General features: G+C 31.1%; 12 protein-coding genes. 8 read left to right on the forward strand and 4 right to left on the reverse strand.

Translation table 11 applies throughout. From position 1 onward, the window contains the following. Positions 1-14 precede the first annotated feature (14 nt). The gene (locus ABNT61_RS17745; protein WP_348744198.1) at positions 15-743 is read left to right on the forward strand and encodes a hypothetical protein; all 729 of its coding nucleotides are present in this window, start codon (positions 15-17) and stop codon (positions 741-743) included. Here the strand turns inward: ABNT61_RS17745 and ABNT61_RS17750 are convergent. The 4 genes from ABNT61_RS17750 to ABNT61_RS17765 all read right to left on the reverse strand — a co-directional run bounded on the left by ABNT61_RS17750 (position 723) and on the right by ABNT61_RS17765 (position 7,438). Continuing rightward, positions 723-3,521 (reverse strand): CHAT domain-containing protein, encoded by a 2,799-nt coding sequence (locus ABNT61_RS17750; RefSeq protein WP_348744199.1) that lies wholly within the window; start codon positions 3,519-3,521, stop codon positions 723-725. The genes ABNT61_RS17745 and ABNT61_RS17750 overlap by 21 nt on opposite strands. A gap of 55 nt (positions 3,522-3,576) precedes the next feature. After that, entirely contained in the window at positions 3,577-4,227 is a 651-nt protein-coding gene (locus ABNT61_RS17755) for a hypothetical protein (protein ID WP_348744200.1), read from the reverse strand. Positions 4,228-4,314: 87 nt separating this feature from the next. Continuing rightward, entirely contained in the window at positions 4,315-4,698 is a 384-nt protein-coding gene (locus tag ABNT61_RS17760; protein ID WP_348722071.1) for a RidA family protein, read from the reverse strand. A gap of 22 nt (positions 4,699-4,720) precedes the next feature. Next, entirely contained in the window at positions 4,721-7,438 is a 2,718-nt protein-coding gene (locus tag ABNT61_RS17765) for a putative LPS assembly protein LptD (protein ID WP_348744201.1), read from the reverse strand. A gap of 91 nt (positions 7,439-7,529) precedes the next feature. Here ABNT61_RS17765 and ABNT61_RS17770 point away from each other — a divergent pair, with 91 nt between their 5' ends. The 7 genes from ABNT61_RS17770 to ABNT61_RS17800 all read left to right on the forward strand — a co-directional run bounded on the left by ABNT61_RS17770 (position 7,530) and on the right by ABNT61_RS17800 (position 14,515). After that, on the forward strand, positions 7,530-8,945 hold the full coding sequence (locus ABNT61_RS17770) for an N-acetylmuramoyl-L-alanine amidase family protein (protein WP_348744202.1): 1,416 nt from the start codon (positions 7,530-7,532) through the stop codon (positions 8,943-8,945). A gap of 66 nt (positions 8,946-9,011) precedes the next feature. Beyond that, positions 9,012-9,977: an MlaD family protein gene (locus tag ABNT61_RS17775; RefSeq protein ID WP_348744203.1), complete on the forward strand. Its 966-nt coding sequence runs from the start codon at positions 9,012-9,014 to the stop codon at positions 9,975-9,977. Positions 9,978-10,051: 74 nt separating this feature from the next. Beyond that, positions 10,052-11,368: a 4Fe-4S dicluster domain-containing protein gene (locus ABNT61_RS17780; protein WP_348713473.1), complete on the forward strand. Its 1,317-nt coding sequence runs from the start codon at positions 10,052-10,054 to the stop codon at positions 11,366-11,368. Between the two features lie 66 nt (positions 11,369-11,434). Then, positions 11,435-12,214, forward strand: coding sequence for a (Fe-S)-binding protein (locus ABNT61_RS17785; RefSeq protein ID WP_348744204.1), 780 nt, complete (start codon positions 11,435-11,437; stop codon positions 12,212-12,214). 10 nt (positions 12,215-12,224) lie between these two features. Further along, on the forward strand, positions 12,225-12,845 hold the full coding sequence (locus ABNT61_RS17790; RefSeq protein ID WP_348722065.1) for a hypothetical protein: 621 nt from the start codon (positions 12,225-12,227) through the stop codon (positions 12,843-12,845). Between the two features lie 7 nt (positions 12,846-12,852). Beyond that, positions 12,853-13,803 (forward strand): 1,4-dihydroxy-2-naphthoate octaprenyltransferase, encoded by a 951-nt coding sequence (menA, locus tag ABNT61_RS17795; RefSeq protein WP_348744205.1) that lies wholly within the window; start codon positions 12,853-12,855, stop codon positions 13,801-13,803. A gap of 34 nt (positions 13,804-13,837) precedes the next feature. After that, entirely contained in the window at positions 13,838-14,515 is a 678-nt protein-coding gene (locus ABNT61_RS17800; protein ID WP_348744206.1) for a metal-dependent hydrolase, read from the forward strand.

Here is a 14,515-nt window from a genome sequence, read left to right on the forward strand (position 1 = left end):
AAAACCTAAAATCAATGAATAAGTCCCTCCTAATTGATAAGTATTTAACTAATAAATTATCATCACAAGAACAAAACGTTGTCAATCAATTATTATCTAGAGATCGTGAGTTTCATAAAGAGTTTATGTACATACGAGATGTACAACAGGCTATCTATTTTCTTGAAAGGCGAAGGTTGAAGAAAGAGTTACAAGAAGTTGAAAAGTTAAGATCCAAAACAAGAAGAAGTATTTTCATTCGAAGATGTTCTATAGCTGCTTCTATCGCATTACTTGTCGGGATATTTGGATTGAACTTATTTAAGAATGATTCAATGACAAATTTTGATAGTCTTTACAATACTCATTTTTCTCCTTATGAAAATATTGTTCACCCATTACAAAGAGGTGAATCCAATGATTATTTAAAAAATATAGCTTTTACTGCGTATGAGAAACAACAGTATCAGGAAGCGGCAGATGCATTTTTCAACGCGTATAAAAAGAATGAGGAGTCAGAATTATTATTCTATTTGGGAGTTTCTTTATTGGCCAATAAAGAATATAATGAAGGAAATGCAGTGTTAAAGAAATGTCTTCATTTAAATTCTAAATTCGAATCACAAATTCATTGGTATTTAGGATTATCTCATATGAAATTGAATAAGATTAAAACAGCAAAGCGCCATCTAAAATTTGTTGGGAATACTAAACAAGGCTTTAAACAAGTTGAGGCAAAAATTTTACTTGAAAAGCTGAAATAACTTTTTTCTGAATAGTATCATAAGTCCAACTACAAATACAATTAATAAAACCCAAACATAATTGTTTGAAGATTTTATTGGGTTTGTATCTCCATTAATAACAAATCCGGCCCAATAAAAAGGATGTTGAAGTTCTTTAATAGTTGTATTTAAGTATTCCTTTTTAGCATTTTGTAATGCCGCCTTTTTATTTTCTCCTCTTTTCAATTCTTTGTAAAAAGTGCTCATGATTTCGGATGAAGACCTATCATTTACTTTCCATAAACTCTTAACTAAAGATTTCGCTCCCGCATAAGAGAAAGCCCTAGCTAAACTGATATTTCCTTCTCCGTTTTCTAATTTTCCTATTCCGGTTTGACATGCACTTAAAGCCACCAAATCCGCATTAAGTTTAGTATTATAAATATCCTTTATATACCAAAGATTGCTTTTATTCTCTGTTGGTGTAAATGCTAAATATGAAAAATCAGGATATTCATCATTTGCAGAAGCATGAGTGGCAAAGTGTAAAACTTGAAAATCTTTTAGTTGACCTTCGATATTGTCTAAAGTTGCATTCTTTCCAATGATAGTATCTGTATCAAAAATTGCTGCGATATTTTGAACTTCTTTTGTGTTAAAAATTAAAGGGCTAAAATCAGCTCTTGTTTCCGTACTTTGAGAATTGTAAAATTCGGGAGCTACAGCAAGAATTTTCTTTTTAGTGGATGTCTTGGGTTGAATTTTCTTGATCTCTTCTAATAAAGTAAAAGAATTACCGTAGCTAATGGCTGTTGAGTTTAGCAGATAGTTTACTCCGGAAGAAGAACTTGATAAGGCTTCAAAAGGAATATAGTATAAAAATCCGTCGGGTAATATGGTGATGTCAGATTTATCTTTTAGGGAATCAGGAATTAAACTATTGAATAAATTAAATGCCGTTTCTGCATTGTATTCACTTTTGAAATTCGATACTACTTCATAAAAATTAAAAAGCTCTTTTTGAAAAACATGGCTGTTTTCAAATCTTAGTAAATCAACTTTGTCTTGTGTTATAATAAATTGATAAATGTGATTTTTACCATAAAGGAATGATAATTTACCCTCATTTTCCTTTAGGTCATTTTTAATGTTATTCAAAGAAATTACTTCATAATTATATTTTAGGTTATGGTATTTTGGTTGATTTTGTTTAATAGAGTCTAGAAATGTATTGTAAGATTCTCTGGCTTGAATTAACTCTTGTTGTTTTTCTTTCGATGTTTTTGAAATATAAATATCTGTTTCTATTCTAGAAATGTTTGCTTGAAGTTGTTGCTCTTTATCGATAATTCGTTGAGGAATATTATTGAAATTAACAGCTTTGGTTAAGTTTAATACCTCAAGTAGCTGGGTAGATTTACTTCTTTCTAAAATAGTAAATGCATCATTTAAATATTTCTGTTCCTTGGTAGAATTGTATAATAAAAAACATTGGTTCAGAGCAGTTTCAAAAATTGGATAAACATTATTAATCAAGAATTGTTTATCATTTTTATTTTCTAAAGTTGGTTTGATTACATCCAGAACGTCAAGTGCAAATTTACTAGCTCGTAATGCTTTATCAAGATCTGCATTATTTGTAGTCTTATTATAAAGTTGCGTAAGAATTTTAGATTTTAAATGCAAAATCTCAATTGTATCATCATTGGTAAGTAAATCATTTACGGAATCAATGGTACCCGATGTGTTGTTTAAACTCAGGTTTTGTAAAGATTCATTGATGTAATCTAATGCTTTGTCTAATTTATTAGCGGAATAATAAGTGTTAGATATTTTCTTTAGAATTATAGCAATATCACTGTGCTTTTCATGATTTCGATATAGCTTATACTGTTCATGAGATTGATGATAATATTCTAATGCTTTTGAATATTGTTCTCTCTTGGCATAAACATCTCCATACAATTCTAATAAGATTTTATAGAAAGGATCGTTTTTGCGATACACTTTTTCTGATTTTGATAAAAGTTGAATTGCTTTATCTGTGTTGTTTGAAATAATATAGGAGTTTATTAAAGCTTGATACGATGTGATTAAAGAGTTGGTATAGGATTTCTTCTCATAAAAGTTAACCAGTTCCTCTAAAAGAGCAGTACCGTTTTTATATTGTTTTCTGTTATTGTAGATGGTAGCTAAGTATCCTTTCAAAAGCATTTTTCTCGATTCAACATCATCAAAATATTCTGGATATTGATCTAATAGAATTTCGGCTTTTTCATTAAAACTCGCTGCAAGATTATATTTTCCCTCACTTGTGTAAATACTAGTCAAAAAAGAATAAATACTAGCTAAACTTGTAATGCTTTCTTGAGTTTTTTGAGATTTTAATGAGTTATATAATTCAAGGAATAGTGGCTTAGCTCTCTTGTAATCTTCCAATTTATAATAGTAATTCCCTTTGTTTAATTGAAATAAGGAAAGAGTGGCTGAATAAGATTCGGAACTTAAGGAGTCTTTATAATTAGTTAATAACGATTCAAGATGGTTTAGGTTTTGCTTTAAAACAGGTAAGTTATAGTGATAGTCACTAACATAAATGATGTATGATAAAACATTTGCTTCGTATTCATACCATCTTTGTTTTTTGCTTATATCTAATGCAGTGTTAAAATAATGATATGCACTATCTTGATTCGTATATAAAAATTGATATGCTTGATTTGTATATTCTTGAAACTTAGAATTATTTATAGAATCGTTCTGAGAATAAGAGTAGAAGAATAGGGGGAGGAATAAAAAAAGTAGTTTAGCTTTCATAATCCAATTGATATGATAGCTAAACTACTAATTTTTTTATCAATAAAATAAATTTCTATTCGATATAAGCATTTACCTCATAAGAGATATTTTTTTCAAGATAAGGATCGTACTTACTTATGCTTAATACTACATTACCTTGAAATCCTTTTTTGTTGATTTGAGTTGCTGGAAATCCTTCAAAGTTATCTGCTGCGAATAATTCGCCGTTTTCACTTATTACTTCACCTTTTTCAGTAGTTAATTTAACAACAACTTTTTCGATATTTTTATTAAACAAGATGAAATCATAGTTTGTTAAAGGAATTCTACAGCTCGTAGTTCTTTTAGGACATGGAACTGGTGGAGGTGGAAGTTTAGGCATAACCGGACGAATTTGAACAAACTCTAGTGTTTTTTCGTTCTCCTTAATTTCCTTTTGTAGTTGCTCTAATTTTTCAATTAAATCTTCTTCTCCTTCTTCTATTTTTAGTAAATATTCTTCCTTAAGTTGATATTGTTTGGCAAGAGTAGATTCTAAATAATAGATATACAAATGTTCTTCATAATACGTGTTCTCGACATTTGGTTCTTCTTCAGAAGATCTCTGAGCTTGCTTAAGTTCTGATCTTTGTTGTTCGTTTTCCAATGTTTCTGTGTCAGCGTTGTTAGAGCATGAAAAAATTAACAAAGGAGCAATTAGTAATTTTAATAGTGATGTTTTCATTTTTTCGTTTTATATATTATATGTTCCTATTCGTTAGTGTAAACGAAACTTGAAAGGTTAACAAAAAAACAAAAAAAAAGTAAAATTTTAGCTTTTTACGGCAATCATACTAATTTCAACATTCACAAACTTAGGTAAGTTAGCTACTTCTACAGTTTCTCTTGCAGGTGCATTTTCATCATTAAAATACGAGCCATAAACCTCATTAATTTGAGAAAAATTGTTCATGTCAGAAATGAAAATCGAAGTCTTAATCACATTTTCAAAAGTCATTCCACCTGCATCTAAAACAGCTTTCATGTTTTCCATTACTTGCTTAGTTTCAGTTTTAATATCATCTAAAACTAATTCTCCTGTTTCAGGATTAATAGCGATTTGACCTGAAGTATATAATGTGTTTCCTGATAATACTGCCTGGTTATATGGGCCTATTGGTGCAGGTGCTTTACTTGTGTTGATTATTTTTTTCATCGAAATTAGGTTAGAGTTGTTTTTAAAATAAACGTCTATCTGGTGGTTGGTTTTTATCCCATTTTAAGTCACTTAACATAGATGATTTAATTCCTATGAAGAAGTAGTAAGATGTAAATCTTCCGAAAGGAGTCCAGTTGAAATTGAATCTCCAACTATCTAAGTCTCTAGTAAAATTAAATGTAGCATTTGTAAATGCTCCCTCGGTAAAGTTATATCCAGAGTTTACACCTAATTTCCACTTTGGAGTTAAATCAATACTTCCATTAAATGAAGTAACGTGATTTCTAATACCAGCAGAACTAATACCATTATTATTATAAGCAATACCATAAGTAAAACTTAAGTTCCAAGGCATTTTATTATTGTAGAGTTCGGCGACTTTTTCTTCACGTTTGCCCGATTTACCAGTGGATGCTCTGTTTGCAAAATCACGATTAGGATTAGTATTTGTTCCTAATGGATCTGGTAAATTATTGCTATCGGTATTGTTGTTTTGATCTTCTTTTTTATCGTCGTCCTTCTTTTCAAAATCTTTACTAGATAAAGAATAACCTGTAGTTAGTGATAAGTTTTCCAATCTAAAAAGTCCAGGGTTAAACTTATTTATTCTTTGGCCACTTTCGTTCAGTTGATAAGGATCCATTGTTCCACTGAAATTCAGCATCATTTTATTTTTAAATAATGGAATACCCATGTTGAAATTTACTTTACTCCAACGTACAGAATCAGCAGCAATATTATAACTCGTACTAAAATTCAAGTTATTAATAAGTGTAACTTTTCGATCTTCTTCATCACTATCCTCATCTTTAGGTTTTACCTTAGCTTCTAAAGTATTGTTTACAGCAAAGGTTAATAAGTTAGAAACACCAGATTGTGGAGTTCCATAAATTCCTCCTTCAAATGGAGTATAGGTTAATAAGTCTGTTGGATCATCACTTTGCTGAACGGTAAGTTCGTGTTGCTCCGCGAAATTTGGTCGGAATGACCAAGAAACTGTTGGTATGATGGTATGACGAAGAGCACTTACACGCCCTTTTTTAAACGAAAAGTTACCATAGATTCGCGTGTTAAGAGAAACTCCAAAGTTATATCCGTTGAATCTGTTGAAACCACTAATAGTATCGTTCACAACAGTTCCTGAATTTCCTGCTGCCGTATTTGGAATTGATGTGTCGTATCTTTTACGAATACTATTAAAGTACCATACATCACTATAATTAAAAGAAGGTGTTAATGTGAAATATTTAAAAGCTTTAATATTCGTATTTGCTCTAACTTCATGTCTAATTCCTGATCTAGCTCCTTCGAACATTTTAGAAGTTAAAAAGTCTTCTTCGTTTGTATTAATGTCTAATCTACCTTGAAGGTTATAGTTCGTTCCAATTTTTTGAATTGGATTCTTTTTTACTCCACCTTTTCCTGCAAAAGGATAAATTCTATCCATATTAACCTGTACGGATGGCAAAGTCATTGTAATACTTTCGTTATTTGAGTTTTGTTGATGACTTAATGTAACTGTTGTATTAAATGGAGTACCGACAAAGTTTTTATAATAACTAATAGAAGAGTTAAAACTGTTGTTGAATTGCTGTCCTTGATCAATTTGATTTAAGGATTGCCTAAAGAATTGACTACTACTACTTAAATTAACCGAAGCAGTTAAGTTTGAATTCGGACTCGTTTTTGGATCTTGTCTATGACTCCACGAGATATTATAGTTTGCAGATTTGGAAAAATCACTAAATCCTTTAATTCCATTGGTCAAATTCTGATATCTAAAACTTAGTCTACCAGAATATTTATAACGCGCTCTATAGGATGAGTTCGAATTAATTGCCCAACTCCCGTTAGAATAAATATCTCCCGTTAATTCTAAATCAAAATAGTCATTAACTGCAAAATAGTATCCACCATTTTGTAAAAAGAATCCTTGTTGATTGTTTTCTCCCCAAGTAGGAATTATAAAACCAGAAGTTCTTCCTTTAGTTAAAGGAAAATATGCAAAAGGTAAATATAAAGGTGTAGGTACATCTGCAAGTACTAAATTACTTCCTCCAACTATAATTTTTTTTCCAGGAACTAATTTGGCTTTGTTTGTGGCGATATAATAATCTGGAATTTTTTTCTTTGAAGTGGTAAAACGTAATTTACTCATATATACAGTTGAGTCATTTATACGTTTCGTTTTTTCACCATAAGTAATCATTTCACCTTGAACAGTTTTAATTCCGTAAATAAGAGCTTTCTCACTTTTGAAATTATATAGAATAGAATCTTGTTCTGATTCTTGATTCCCTTGTTTGAAAACAGGTCGTTGTACATATCCTGTACTATCCTTTATTCCTGTTGCATAAACAGTGTTGTTTTTATAATCTATAATTATTTTACCTGCTTTCAAGTTAATGTCACCATAGTCAACTTCAGCTTCATTATATAAAGTAATCGTTTTGTTTTTTGCGTTTTGAATAGTGTAATCTTGAGCATTGTGCAGAATTTTATACTCAATAACTTCCTTTGGTTTAATGATAGAATCAGAACGAGTAGAATCAACTTCTACCGTAGGTTTCTTTCCTTTTTTTAAGTCAACTTGTGCTTTTTTGCTAATTGTTTTGGCTGAATCCTTTTTAATAGCGTCTTGTTTTGGAATCTCATTTTTTCCAAGTTCCTGAGCTATACCTTTTTGAAAACAAAAAAAGGATAAAACTAAAAGTATGTACAATGTATTTGCTTTCAACCCGATAAATGCTATTTTTGTGTGAAATAAAAGTATGGCTCAATATTTGGAGTACCAAATTTCAGAAGCCAAAAATAGTTAAATTTTATTGATGCAATTCTTAAAATTCAGCAAATATAAAAGCAACATATCTTCTTTGTGTTTTGTTTTGTTTTCAATCTTTTTTATTTCAAATCATTTTGAAGTAAATGCACAAAAAAAATATACAGTTGTTTTAGATGCAGGTCATGGGGGAAAAGATCCTGGAAATTTAGGTAACGGTTATAAAGAATCGATTATAGCTCTTAAAGTTGTTCTTGAGGTTGGTAAAAAGCTTAAGAAGAACAAAGAGATCAATGTAATTTTTACGAGAAACAAGGATGTTTTTGTTGAATTACACAATCGAGCTAAAATAGCCAATGATAGTAAGGCAGATTTATTTGTGTCTGTACATTGTGATTCTTATACCAATCCTAGAGCTCATGGAGCAGGTACTTTTGTTTTAGGATTAAGTGGGAATAAACAAAACTTAGAAATTGCTAAAAGAGAGAACTCTGTAATTTTATTAGAGGATAATTATAAACAGAATTATGATTACGATCCGAATTCTCCAGAATCGGTTATCAGTTTATCTATGTTACAAGAGGAAAATCTTGATGAAAGTTTAGAGTTTGCAAGTATCGTTCAGAAAAACTTTAGGACAGCAAAAAGATTTGGACGTAGTGTAAAACAAAACAATTTTCTGGTATTGAGAGAAACGGTTATGCCAAGTGTTTTAATTGAGCTTGGGTTTTTAACGAATAAAGCAGAAGGGAAGTTTTTAAATTCTAGTTCTGGTCAAATAAGAATGGCAGGAGCAATTGCTCAAGGTATAGAAAGATATGTTGAAAGACTTAAGTTAAATACTCTAGAAGATAAAAAAGCTGCCAATAAAGGAAGTGCTGGGAAAAAGAAGAATAACAGTGTAGCTCTTGTAACTGTTGTTGAGAGAAAAAAAACTTATGAGAGAAATACAAAGCCTAAGAGTAATTTAGATAGTAAGGATTTTAAAGTTGTAGTTACTCCTCCAAAGAAAAAAGTTAAAGAAGTTAAGTCGGTTAAGAAACCTGAAACTAAAAAAAGTATACCAAAAGAAAATACTCCTAAAGTAACTCCACCTAAAAAGGAAATTAAAGAGACTGTTGTAGTTAAGAAGGAAGAACCTAAACCAAAAACAACTCCGTCTAAGAAAGTTGCTGAGTCTGTTAAGAAAGTATCTAATAAGCCTGAGCAAATTGAGTTTAAAGTTCAAATTGCAGCTTCTAAGAGATACTTATCTCAGGATAATTTTAATTTCAGAGGGTTAGAAAATGTAGAGGTGCTTGTAATAGACGAATACTACAAATATTATTACGGATCTTCAGAAAGCTTTAAAAAAGCGAAAGTAGCTCTTGTAAAAGCTAGAGAAGCTGGGCATAAAGATGCGTTTATTGTCGCTTTTGCCGATGGAACTAAAATATCGGTGCGAGAAGCCTTAAAAAAACAATAATTTAGAAAAAATCTAATCTATTCTCAAAAAAATAATTAGTAATTTCGTCACTAGCAAACTTTGCTTATGTCGAAAGAACTAAAAACAGGAATAATAGCATTATTAATTATAGCTCTAGGTGTTTGGGGGTATAATTTCATGAAGAGACAAGATTTATTTAGTCCAAACTCACGTTACTTTTTTGTTGAATATAAAAATATTAATGGGTTAAGTGAAGCCAGTGTTGTAACTATAAATGGTTTACAAGTTGGAAAAGTAGATGCGATCAACTTTAATGCAGAACCAGGTAAAAGAGGAACTTTATTAGTAAAATTATCTTTAGAAGATAATTTCGAATTTTCAAAAAAGAGTGTTGCTAAAATTTATTCTGCAGGATTAATGGGCGGTCAAAATTTAGCAATTATTCCTAATTATGAAGGAGAAATGGCCGTTTCAGGTGATTACCTTCAGGGTGAAATAGAGTCAGATTTATTTTCGTCAGTAGGTGAAAAGTTAAATCCAATACAAGCTAAACTAGAGAATGTTTTAGTGGAAGCAGATTCTTTATTGATTGGATTGAATGAGGTTTTAGATAAAAAAGCAAGACAAAGTTTAAATAGAAGCGTTTTAGGTATAGAAAGTACTATTGCTAGTTTAAATAAAACGATGGCAACTTTTAATAATGTACTTGAGGAGAACAAATCTAAAATTGGCGTTACTCTAGATAATACCAAAAAAATCACGGAAGATTTTTCAAAGGTTTCTTCTGATTTGGCGAAAGCAGATTTAGGAGCAACGGTTAAGAAATTAGAATCAACATTATCTAATGTAAATACCTTAATTAAAGGTATTGAAAGTGGTAAAGGAACTGTTGGAAAACTTATGTCAGATGATAAGTTGTATACCAACTTAACTAATGCCACTAAGGAAATGGAAGAATTATTAAGAGAAATGAAGTTAAATCCAAAACGTTTTGTGCACTTCTCTTTATTCGGTAAAAAACCAAAGCCTTACAACGAAGACAATAACAATAAAAATGTAAGTAATCAATAGGTTATTACATTTACTATCATAACAAACAACTATACTGTAATTTTAATTAATTAAATTTTATAATCACTATTTACATGGAAAAATACGTACCAAACATCTTTTTTGCTATTATTTTAATTGCGGGTATAGGGTATTTTGTAATGAATGTTCGAAAACTTATTCGCAACATAAAATTAGGAAAGGATATAGACAGAACTGATAGAAAGCCAGAACGTTGGAAAAATATGGCTAAAATTGCTTTAGGGCAATACAAGATGGTTCGCCGACCTGTATCAGGAATTTTGCATATTGTTGTTTATATCGGTTTCATTCTTATTAATATTGAGATGCTCGAAATCGTTATCGATGGTTTATTCGGGACACACCGTGTCTTCCAACCAATAATTGGTAATGGGTTATACGGTTTCTTAATAGGATCATTTGAAATTTTAGCATTACTAGTTTTAGTTGCTGTAATTATTTTCTGGTTCAGAAGAAATATTGAAAAAATTAAAAGATTCTGGAATCCTGAAATGGAAGGATGGCCGAAAAACGATGGTAATATTATCTTATACTTTGAAATCGTTTTAATGACGCTTTTCTTAGTGATGAATGCGACGGATACACCATTCCAAGAGGCAGGAGCAGGAAATGTAATTTCACAATTTATTGCGCCATGGTTTGATGGTTATTCACATGATGCTCTTCACACGATTGAGAAAACCGCTTGGTGGTTACATATCGTTGGAATTTTAATATTCTTAAATTATTTATACTATTCAAAGCACTTACACATTTTATTAGCTTTCCCAAATACATTCTTTGCGAATTTAAAACCTAAAGGAGAGTTCAATAATTTAGAATCAGTTACGAATGAAGTAAAAATGATGATGGATCCTTCAGCTGATCCTTATGCAATGCCAGAAGATGGAGCAGAGGAAGAGGTTCCGGAAAAATTTGGAGCTTCAGATGTTGCAGATTTAAACTGGGTGCAATTAATGAATGCATATACGTGTACAGAATGTGGACGTTGTACTTCTTCTTGTCCGGCAAATTTAACAGGGAAGAAACTTTCGCCTCGTAAAATTATGATGGATACACGTGATCGTTTAGAAGAAGTTGGAAAAAATATTGATGCTAACGGAGGTGAGTTTAAGCCAGATGGAAAGCAATTATTAGATGATTATATTTCAAGAGAGGAACTTTGGGCATGTACAAGTTGTAATGCTTGTGTTCAAGAATGTCCTGTAAATATCGATCCATTATCTATTATTATGGATATGAGAAGATATTTAGTAATGGAAGAGTCTGCTGCGCCACAAGAATTGAACATGATGATGACAAACATCGAGAACAATGGTGCGCCTTGGCAGTATAGTCAAATGGATAGATTAAACTGGAAAGACGAATAATCTTCAATTTAATTATCAAACTAATTTTTATTTTAATTTAAAGATCAACTTAAACGATACAATATTATGAACGTACCAACAATGGCAGATATGATGGCTCAAGGAAAACAACCAGAAGTGTTGTTTTGGGTAGGAGCTGCAGGTAGTTACGATGATAGAGCCAAAAAAATAACTAAATCTTTCGTTAAGATTTTACACCAAGCTAATGTTGATTTTGCAGTATTAGGTACAGAAGAAAGTTCAACAGGAGATGCTGCTAAAAGAGCTGGAAATGAGTTTTTATTTCAGATGCAAGCAATGACAAATATTGAAATTTTAAATGCTTACGAAGTAAAAACAATTGTTACTTGTGATCCTCACTCTTTCAATACTTTAAAAAACGAATACCCAAGCTTAGGAGGGAAATATAAAGTATATCACCATACGCAATACATTAACAAGTTAATTGCTGATGGTAGATTAAGTATTGAAGGTGAAAACTTAAAAGGAAAACGTTTAACATACCACGATCCTTGTTATTTAGGACGTGCGAATGATGTGTATGAAACACCTCGTGATTTAATTCGCCGATTAGGAGTTAAGTCTACAGAAATGAAACGTAATAAATCTACAGCATTATGTTGTGGAGCTGGAGGAGCGCAAATGTTCAAAGAACCTGAAAAAGGGGATATGGATATTAATATCTTAAGAACAAAAGATGCTTTAGAAACAAATCCAGAAATTATAGCAACAGGTTGTCCTTATTGTAATACGATGATGACGGATGGTGTGAAGTTCCATTTAAAAGAAGATTCTATTGTTGTTAAAGATATCGCAGAACTAATTGCAGAATCAAATAATTTATAAAATAAAAACTATGTTAAAGAAAATTACGGTCTTATTAATCTCATTATTCTCATTTGCAAATGTAATGGCGCAAGATTCGGCATTAGATAAAATGGCAAAAGATATTTGTGAGTATTTTAATAAGAACGAGAAGGAGTTTAAAAATATGTCTACTGATGATTTAACAGCAAAGTTAGGTGTTCAGATGGTGCAGTCTTATTTAAAATATAAAGACGAGTTAGCTAAAGAAGGAATAGTATTTGATTTAACCAAAGGAAGAGCTGAAGGTGAAAAGATGGGAGCGAAAGTAGGATTAGGAATGGTTAAATTTTGTCCTGATGTTTTAATGGCTATCGCCGGAGACGAAATTTATGAAGATGAAGAAGAGACTCCTGCCGAGTCTTATTTAGAAGGAACTTTAAGGAAAGTAAGTGGAGATGATTTGTTTATTGTAGAACTTAAAGATACTGATGGTAAGACACAAAAGTTTGTATGGTTAACAAACTTTGAAGGTTCAGATAAATTAATTGATTTAGGTAAAGATGTAAAAGGAGTTCAAGTAAGAGTAGCGTATACCAACCTTGAATACTTTTCTCCGAAGCTTAAAGAATATATCGTGAGAAAAAAAATCACACGATTAGAATTTTTATAATAGATACATGTTTAAAAATTATATAAAAGCGGCCAGGTTGAGAACCTTGCCGCTTTCTGTTTCAGGAATCATAGTTGGAGCTTATTTAGGTTCATATGATGTGTTTTCAACAATATTAAATCAAAATTTGGAGTCTACAATTGAAGTGATTAGAACGCCACTGTATCAATCACCAATCTTTTGGTTGGCTATTCTAACTACTATTGGATTTCAAGTATTGTCGAATTTTGCTAATGACTATGGAGATGGAATAAAAGGAACAGATAAAAATAGAGAAGGAGAGGAAAGAATGGTAGCATCAGGAGCTATTACTCCGAAGCAAATGAAAAGAGCTATGATTGTCACTACTATTTTCACTTTGGTGGTTGCGATAGCATTAATTTATGTTGCTTTCGGAAAAGATAATTTCGGGTTTTCTCTATTGTTTTTCGGTTTAGGAATTGCCTCGATTGTTGCGGCAATAAAATATACAGTAGGTAATTCTGCTTATGGTTATAGTGGATTTGGTGATTTATTTGTTTTCCTATTTTTTGGTTTACTAGGAGTTGTAGGAACTTATTTTTTATACACAAAGCAAGTTAGCTTTACTATTTTCTTACCAGCATTTACTATTGGTGCATTAAGTACAGCGGTTTTAAATCTTAATAATATGCGAGATCGTGTAAATGATGCGAAAGTTGGGAAAAATACTCTCGTAGTTAAAATAGGAGCTGAATTCGCTAAATACTATCATTATTATTTAATTGCAAGCTCATTTTTATTTGCACTTTTATACGTGGTAATTCACTTTAGAAGTCCATTTCAATTTTTATTTCTAATCGCCTATTTGCCATTAATTAAACATTTGATATTTGTTTACAATAATAAAGAAGAAGCGCTTTTGGATGGAGAACTAAAGAAAGTTGCTTTAAGTACTTTTTTATTTGCCATACTTTTTGGGCTAGGAAACGTTTTGTAACTTTACTAATAACATCAAACAACTAAGTTAATTCATGAAAATAACATTTTACGGGCATGCCTGTTTTGGTATCGAAATAGCCAACACGCACATTTTAATAGATCCTTTTATTACGGGAAACCCGAAAGCTTCACATATAGATATTAATCAAATTAAAGCTGATTATATATTGGTAACTCATGCACACCAAGATCATATTTTAGATGTTGAAGCTGTAGCTAAAAATACTGGAGCTGTAATTGTATCTAATTATGAAATTTATATGCACTATACAGCAAAAGATTTCAAAGCACATCCATTGAATCATGGAGGAACTTTTAGAACAGAATCTTTTTCTGCTAAATATGTAAATGCAATACATACCTCTTCTTTTCCAGATGGAAGCTATGGAGGTCAACCGGGCGGATTTGTAATTACTGCAGGTGATAAATCATTATACGTTGCAGGTGATACTGCAGTTACTATGGATATGAAGTTAATTCCAATGTCTACTCAATTAACAGCATCTATTTTACCAATTGGCGACAATTTTACTATGGGTGTTGAAGATGCAATCATCGCTACGGATTTAGTAGCTTGTGATAAAGTAATTGGTTGTCATTTTAATACATTTCCACCAATTGAAATTAATGTAGATGATGCTAAGAAAAAGTTTACCGAAGCAAACAAAGAATTATTAATCCTAGAAATAGGCACATCTGTAGAAATTTAA

Origin of the sequence: Tenacibaculum sp. 190524A05c, from assembly GCF_964036595.1 — a bacterium.
GTDB classification, from domain to species: Bacteria; Bacteroidota; Bacteroidia; order Flavobacteriales; family Flavobacteriaceae; genus Polaribacter; species Polaribacter platacis.

Excerpts from the sequence above, each read along its gene's own strand:
- ABNT61_RS17745 (WP_348744198.1), top strand. The coding sequence starts at position 15 with ATGAATAAGTCCCTCCTAATTGATAAGTATTTAACTAATAAATTATCA.
- ABNT61_RS17750 (WP_348744199.1), bottom strand. The coding sequence starts at position 3,521 with ATGAAAGCTAAACTACTTTTTTTATTCCTCCCCCTATTCTTCTACTCT.
- ABNT61_RS17755 (WP_348744200.1), bottom strand. The coding sequence starts at position 4,227 with ATGAAAACATCACTATTAAAATTACTAATTGCTCCTTTGTTAATTTTT.
- ABNT61_RS17760 (WP_348722071.1), bottom strand. The coding sequence starts at position 4,698 with ATGAAAAAAATAATCAACACAAGTAAAGCACCTGCACCAATAGGCCCA.
- ABNT61_RS17770 (WP_348744202.1), top strand. The coding sequence starts at position 7,530 with ATGCAATTCTTAAAATTCAGCAAATATAAAAGCAACATATCTTCTTTG.
- ABNT61_RS17775 (WP_348744203.1), top strand. The coding sequence starts at position 9,012 with ATGTCGAAAGAACTAAAAACAGGAATAATAGCATTATTAATTATAGCT.
- ABNT61_RS17780 (WP_348713473.1), top strand. The coding sequence starts at position 10,052 with ATGGAAAAATACGTACCAAACATCTTTTTTGCTATTATTTTAATTGCG.
- ABNT61_RS17785 (WP_348744204.1), top strand. The coding sequence starts at position 11,435 with ATGAACGTACCAACAATGGCAGATATGATGGCTCAAGGAAAACAACCA.
- ABNT61_RS17790 (WP_348722065.1), top strand. The coding sequence starts at position 12,225 with ATGTTAAAGAAAATTACGGTCTTATTAATCTCATTATTCTCATTTGCA.
- menA (WP_348744205.1), top strand. The coding sequence starts at position 12,853 with ATGTTTAAAAATTATATAAAAGCGGCCAGGTTGAGAACCTTGCCGCTT.
- ABNT61_RS17800 (WP_348744206.1), top strand. The coding sequence starts at position 13,838 with ATGAAAATAACATTTTACGGGCATGCCTGTTTTGGTATCGAAATAGCC.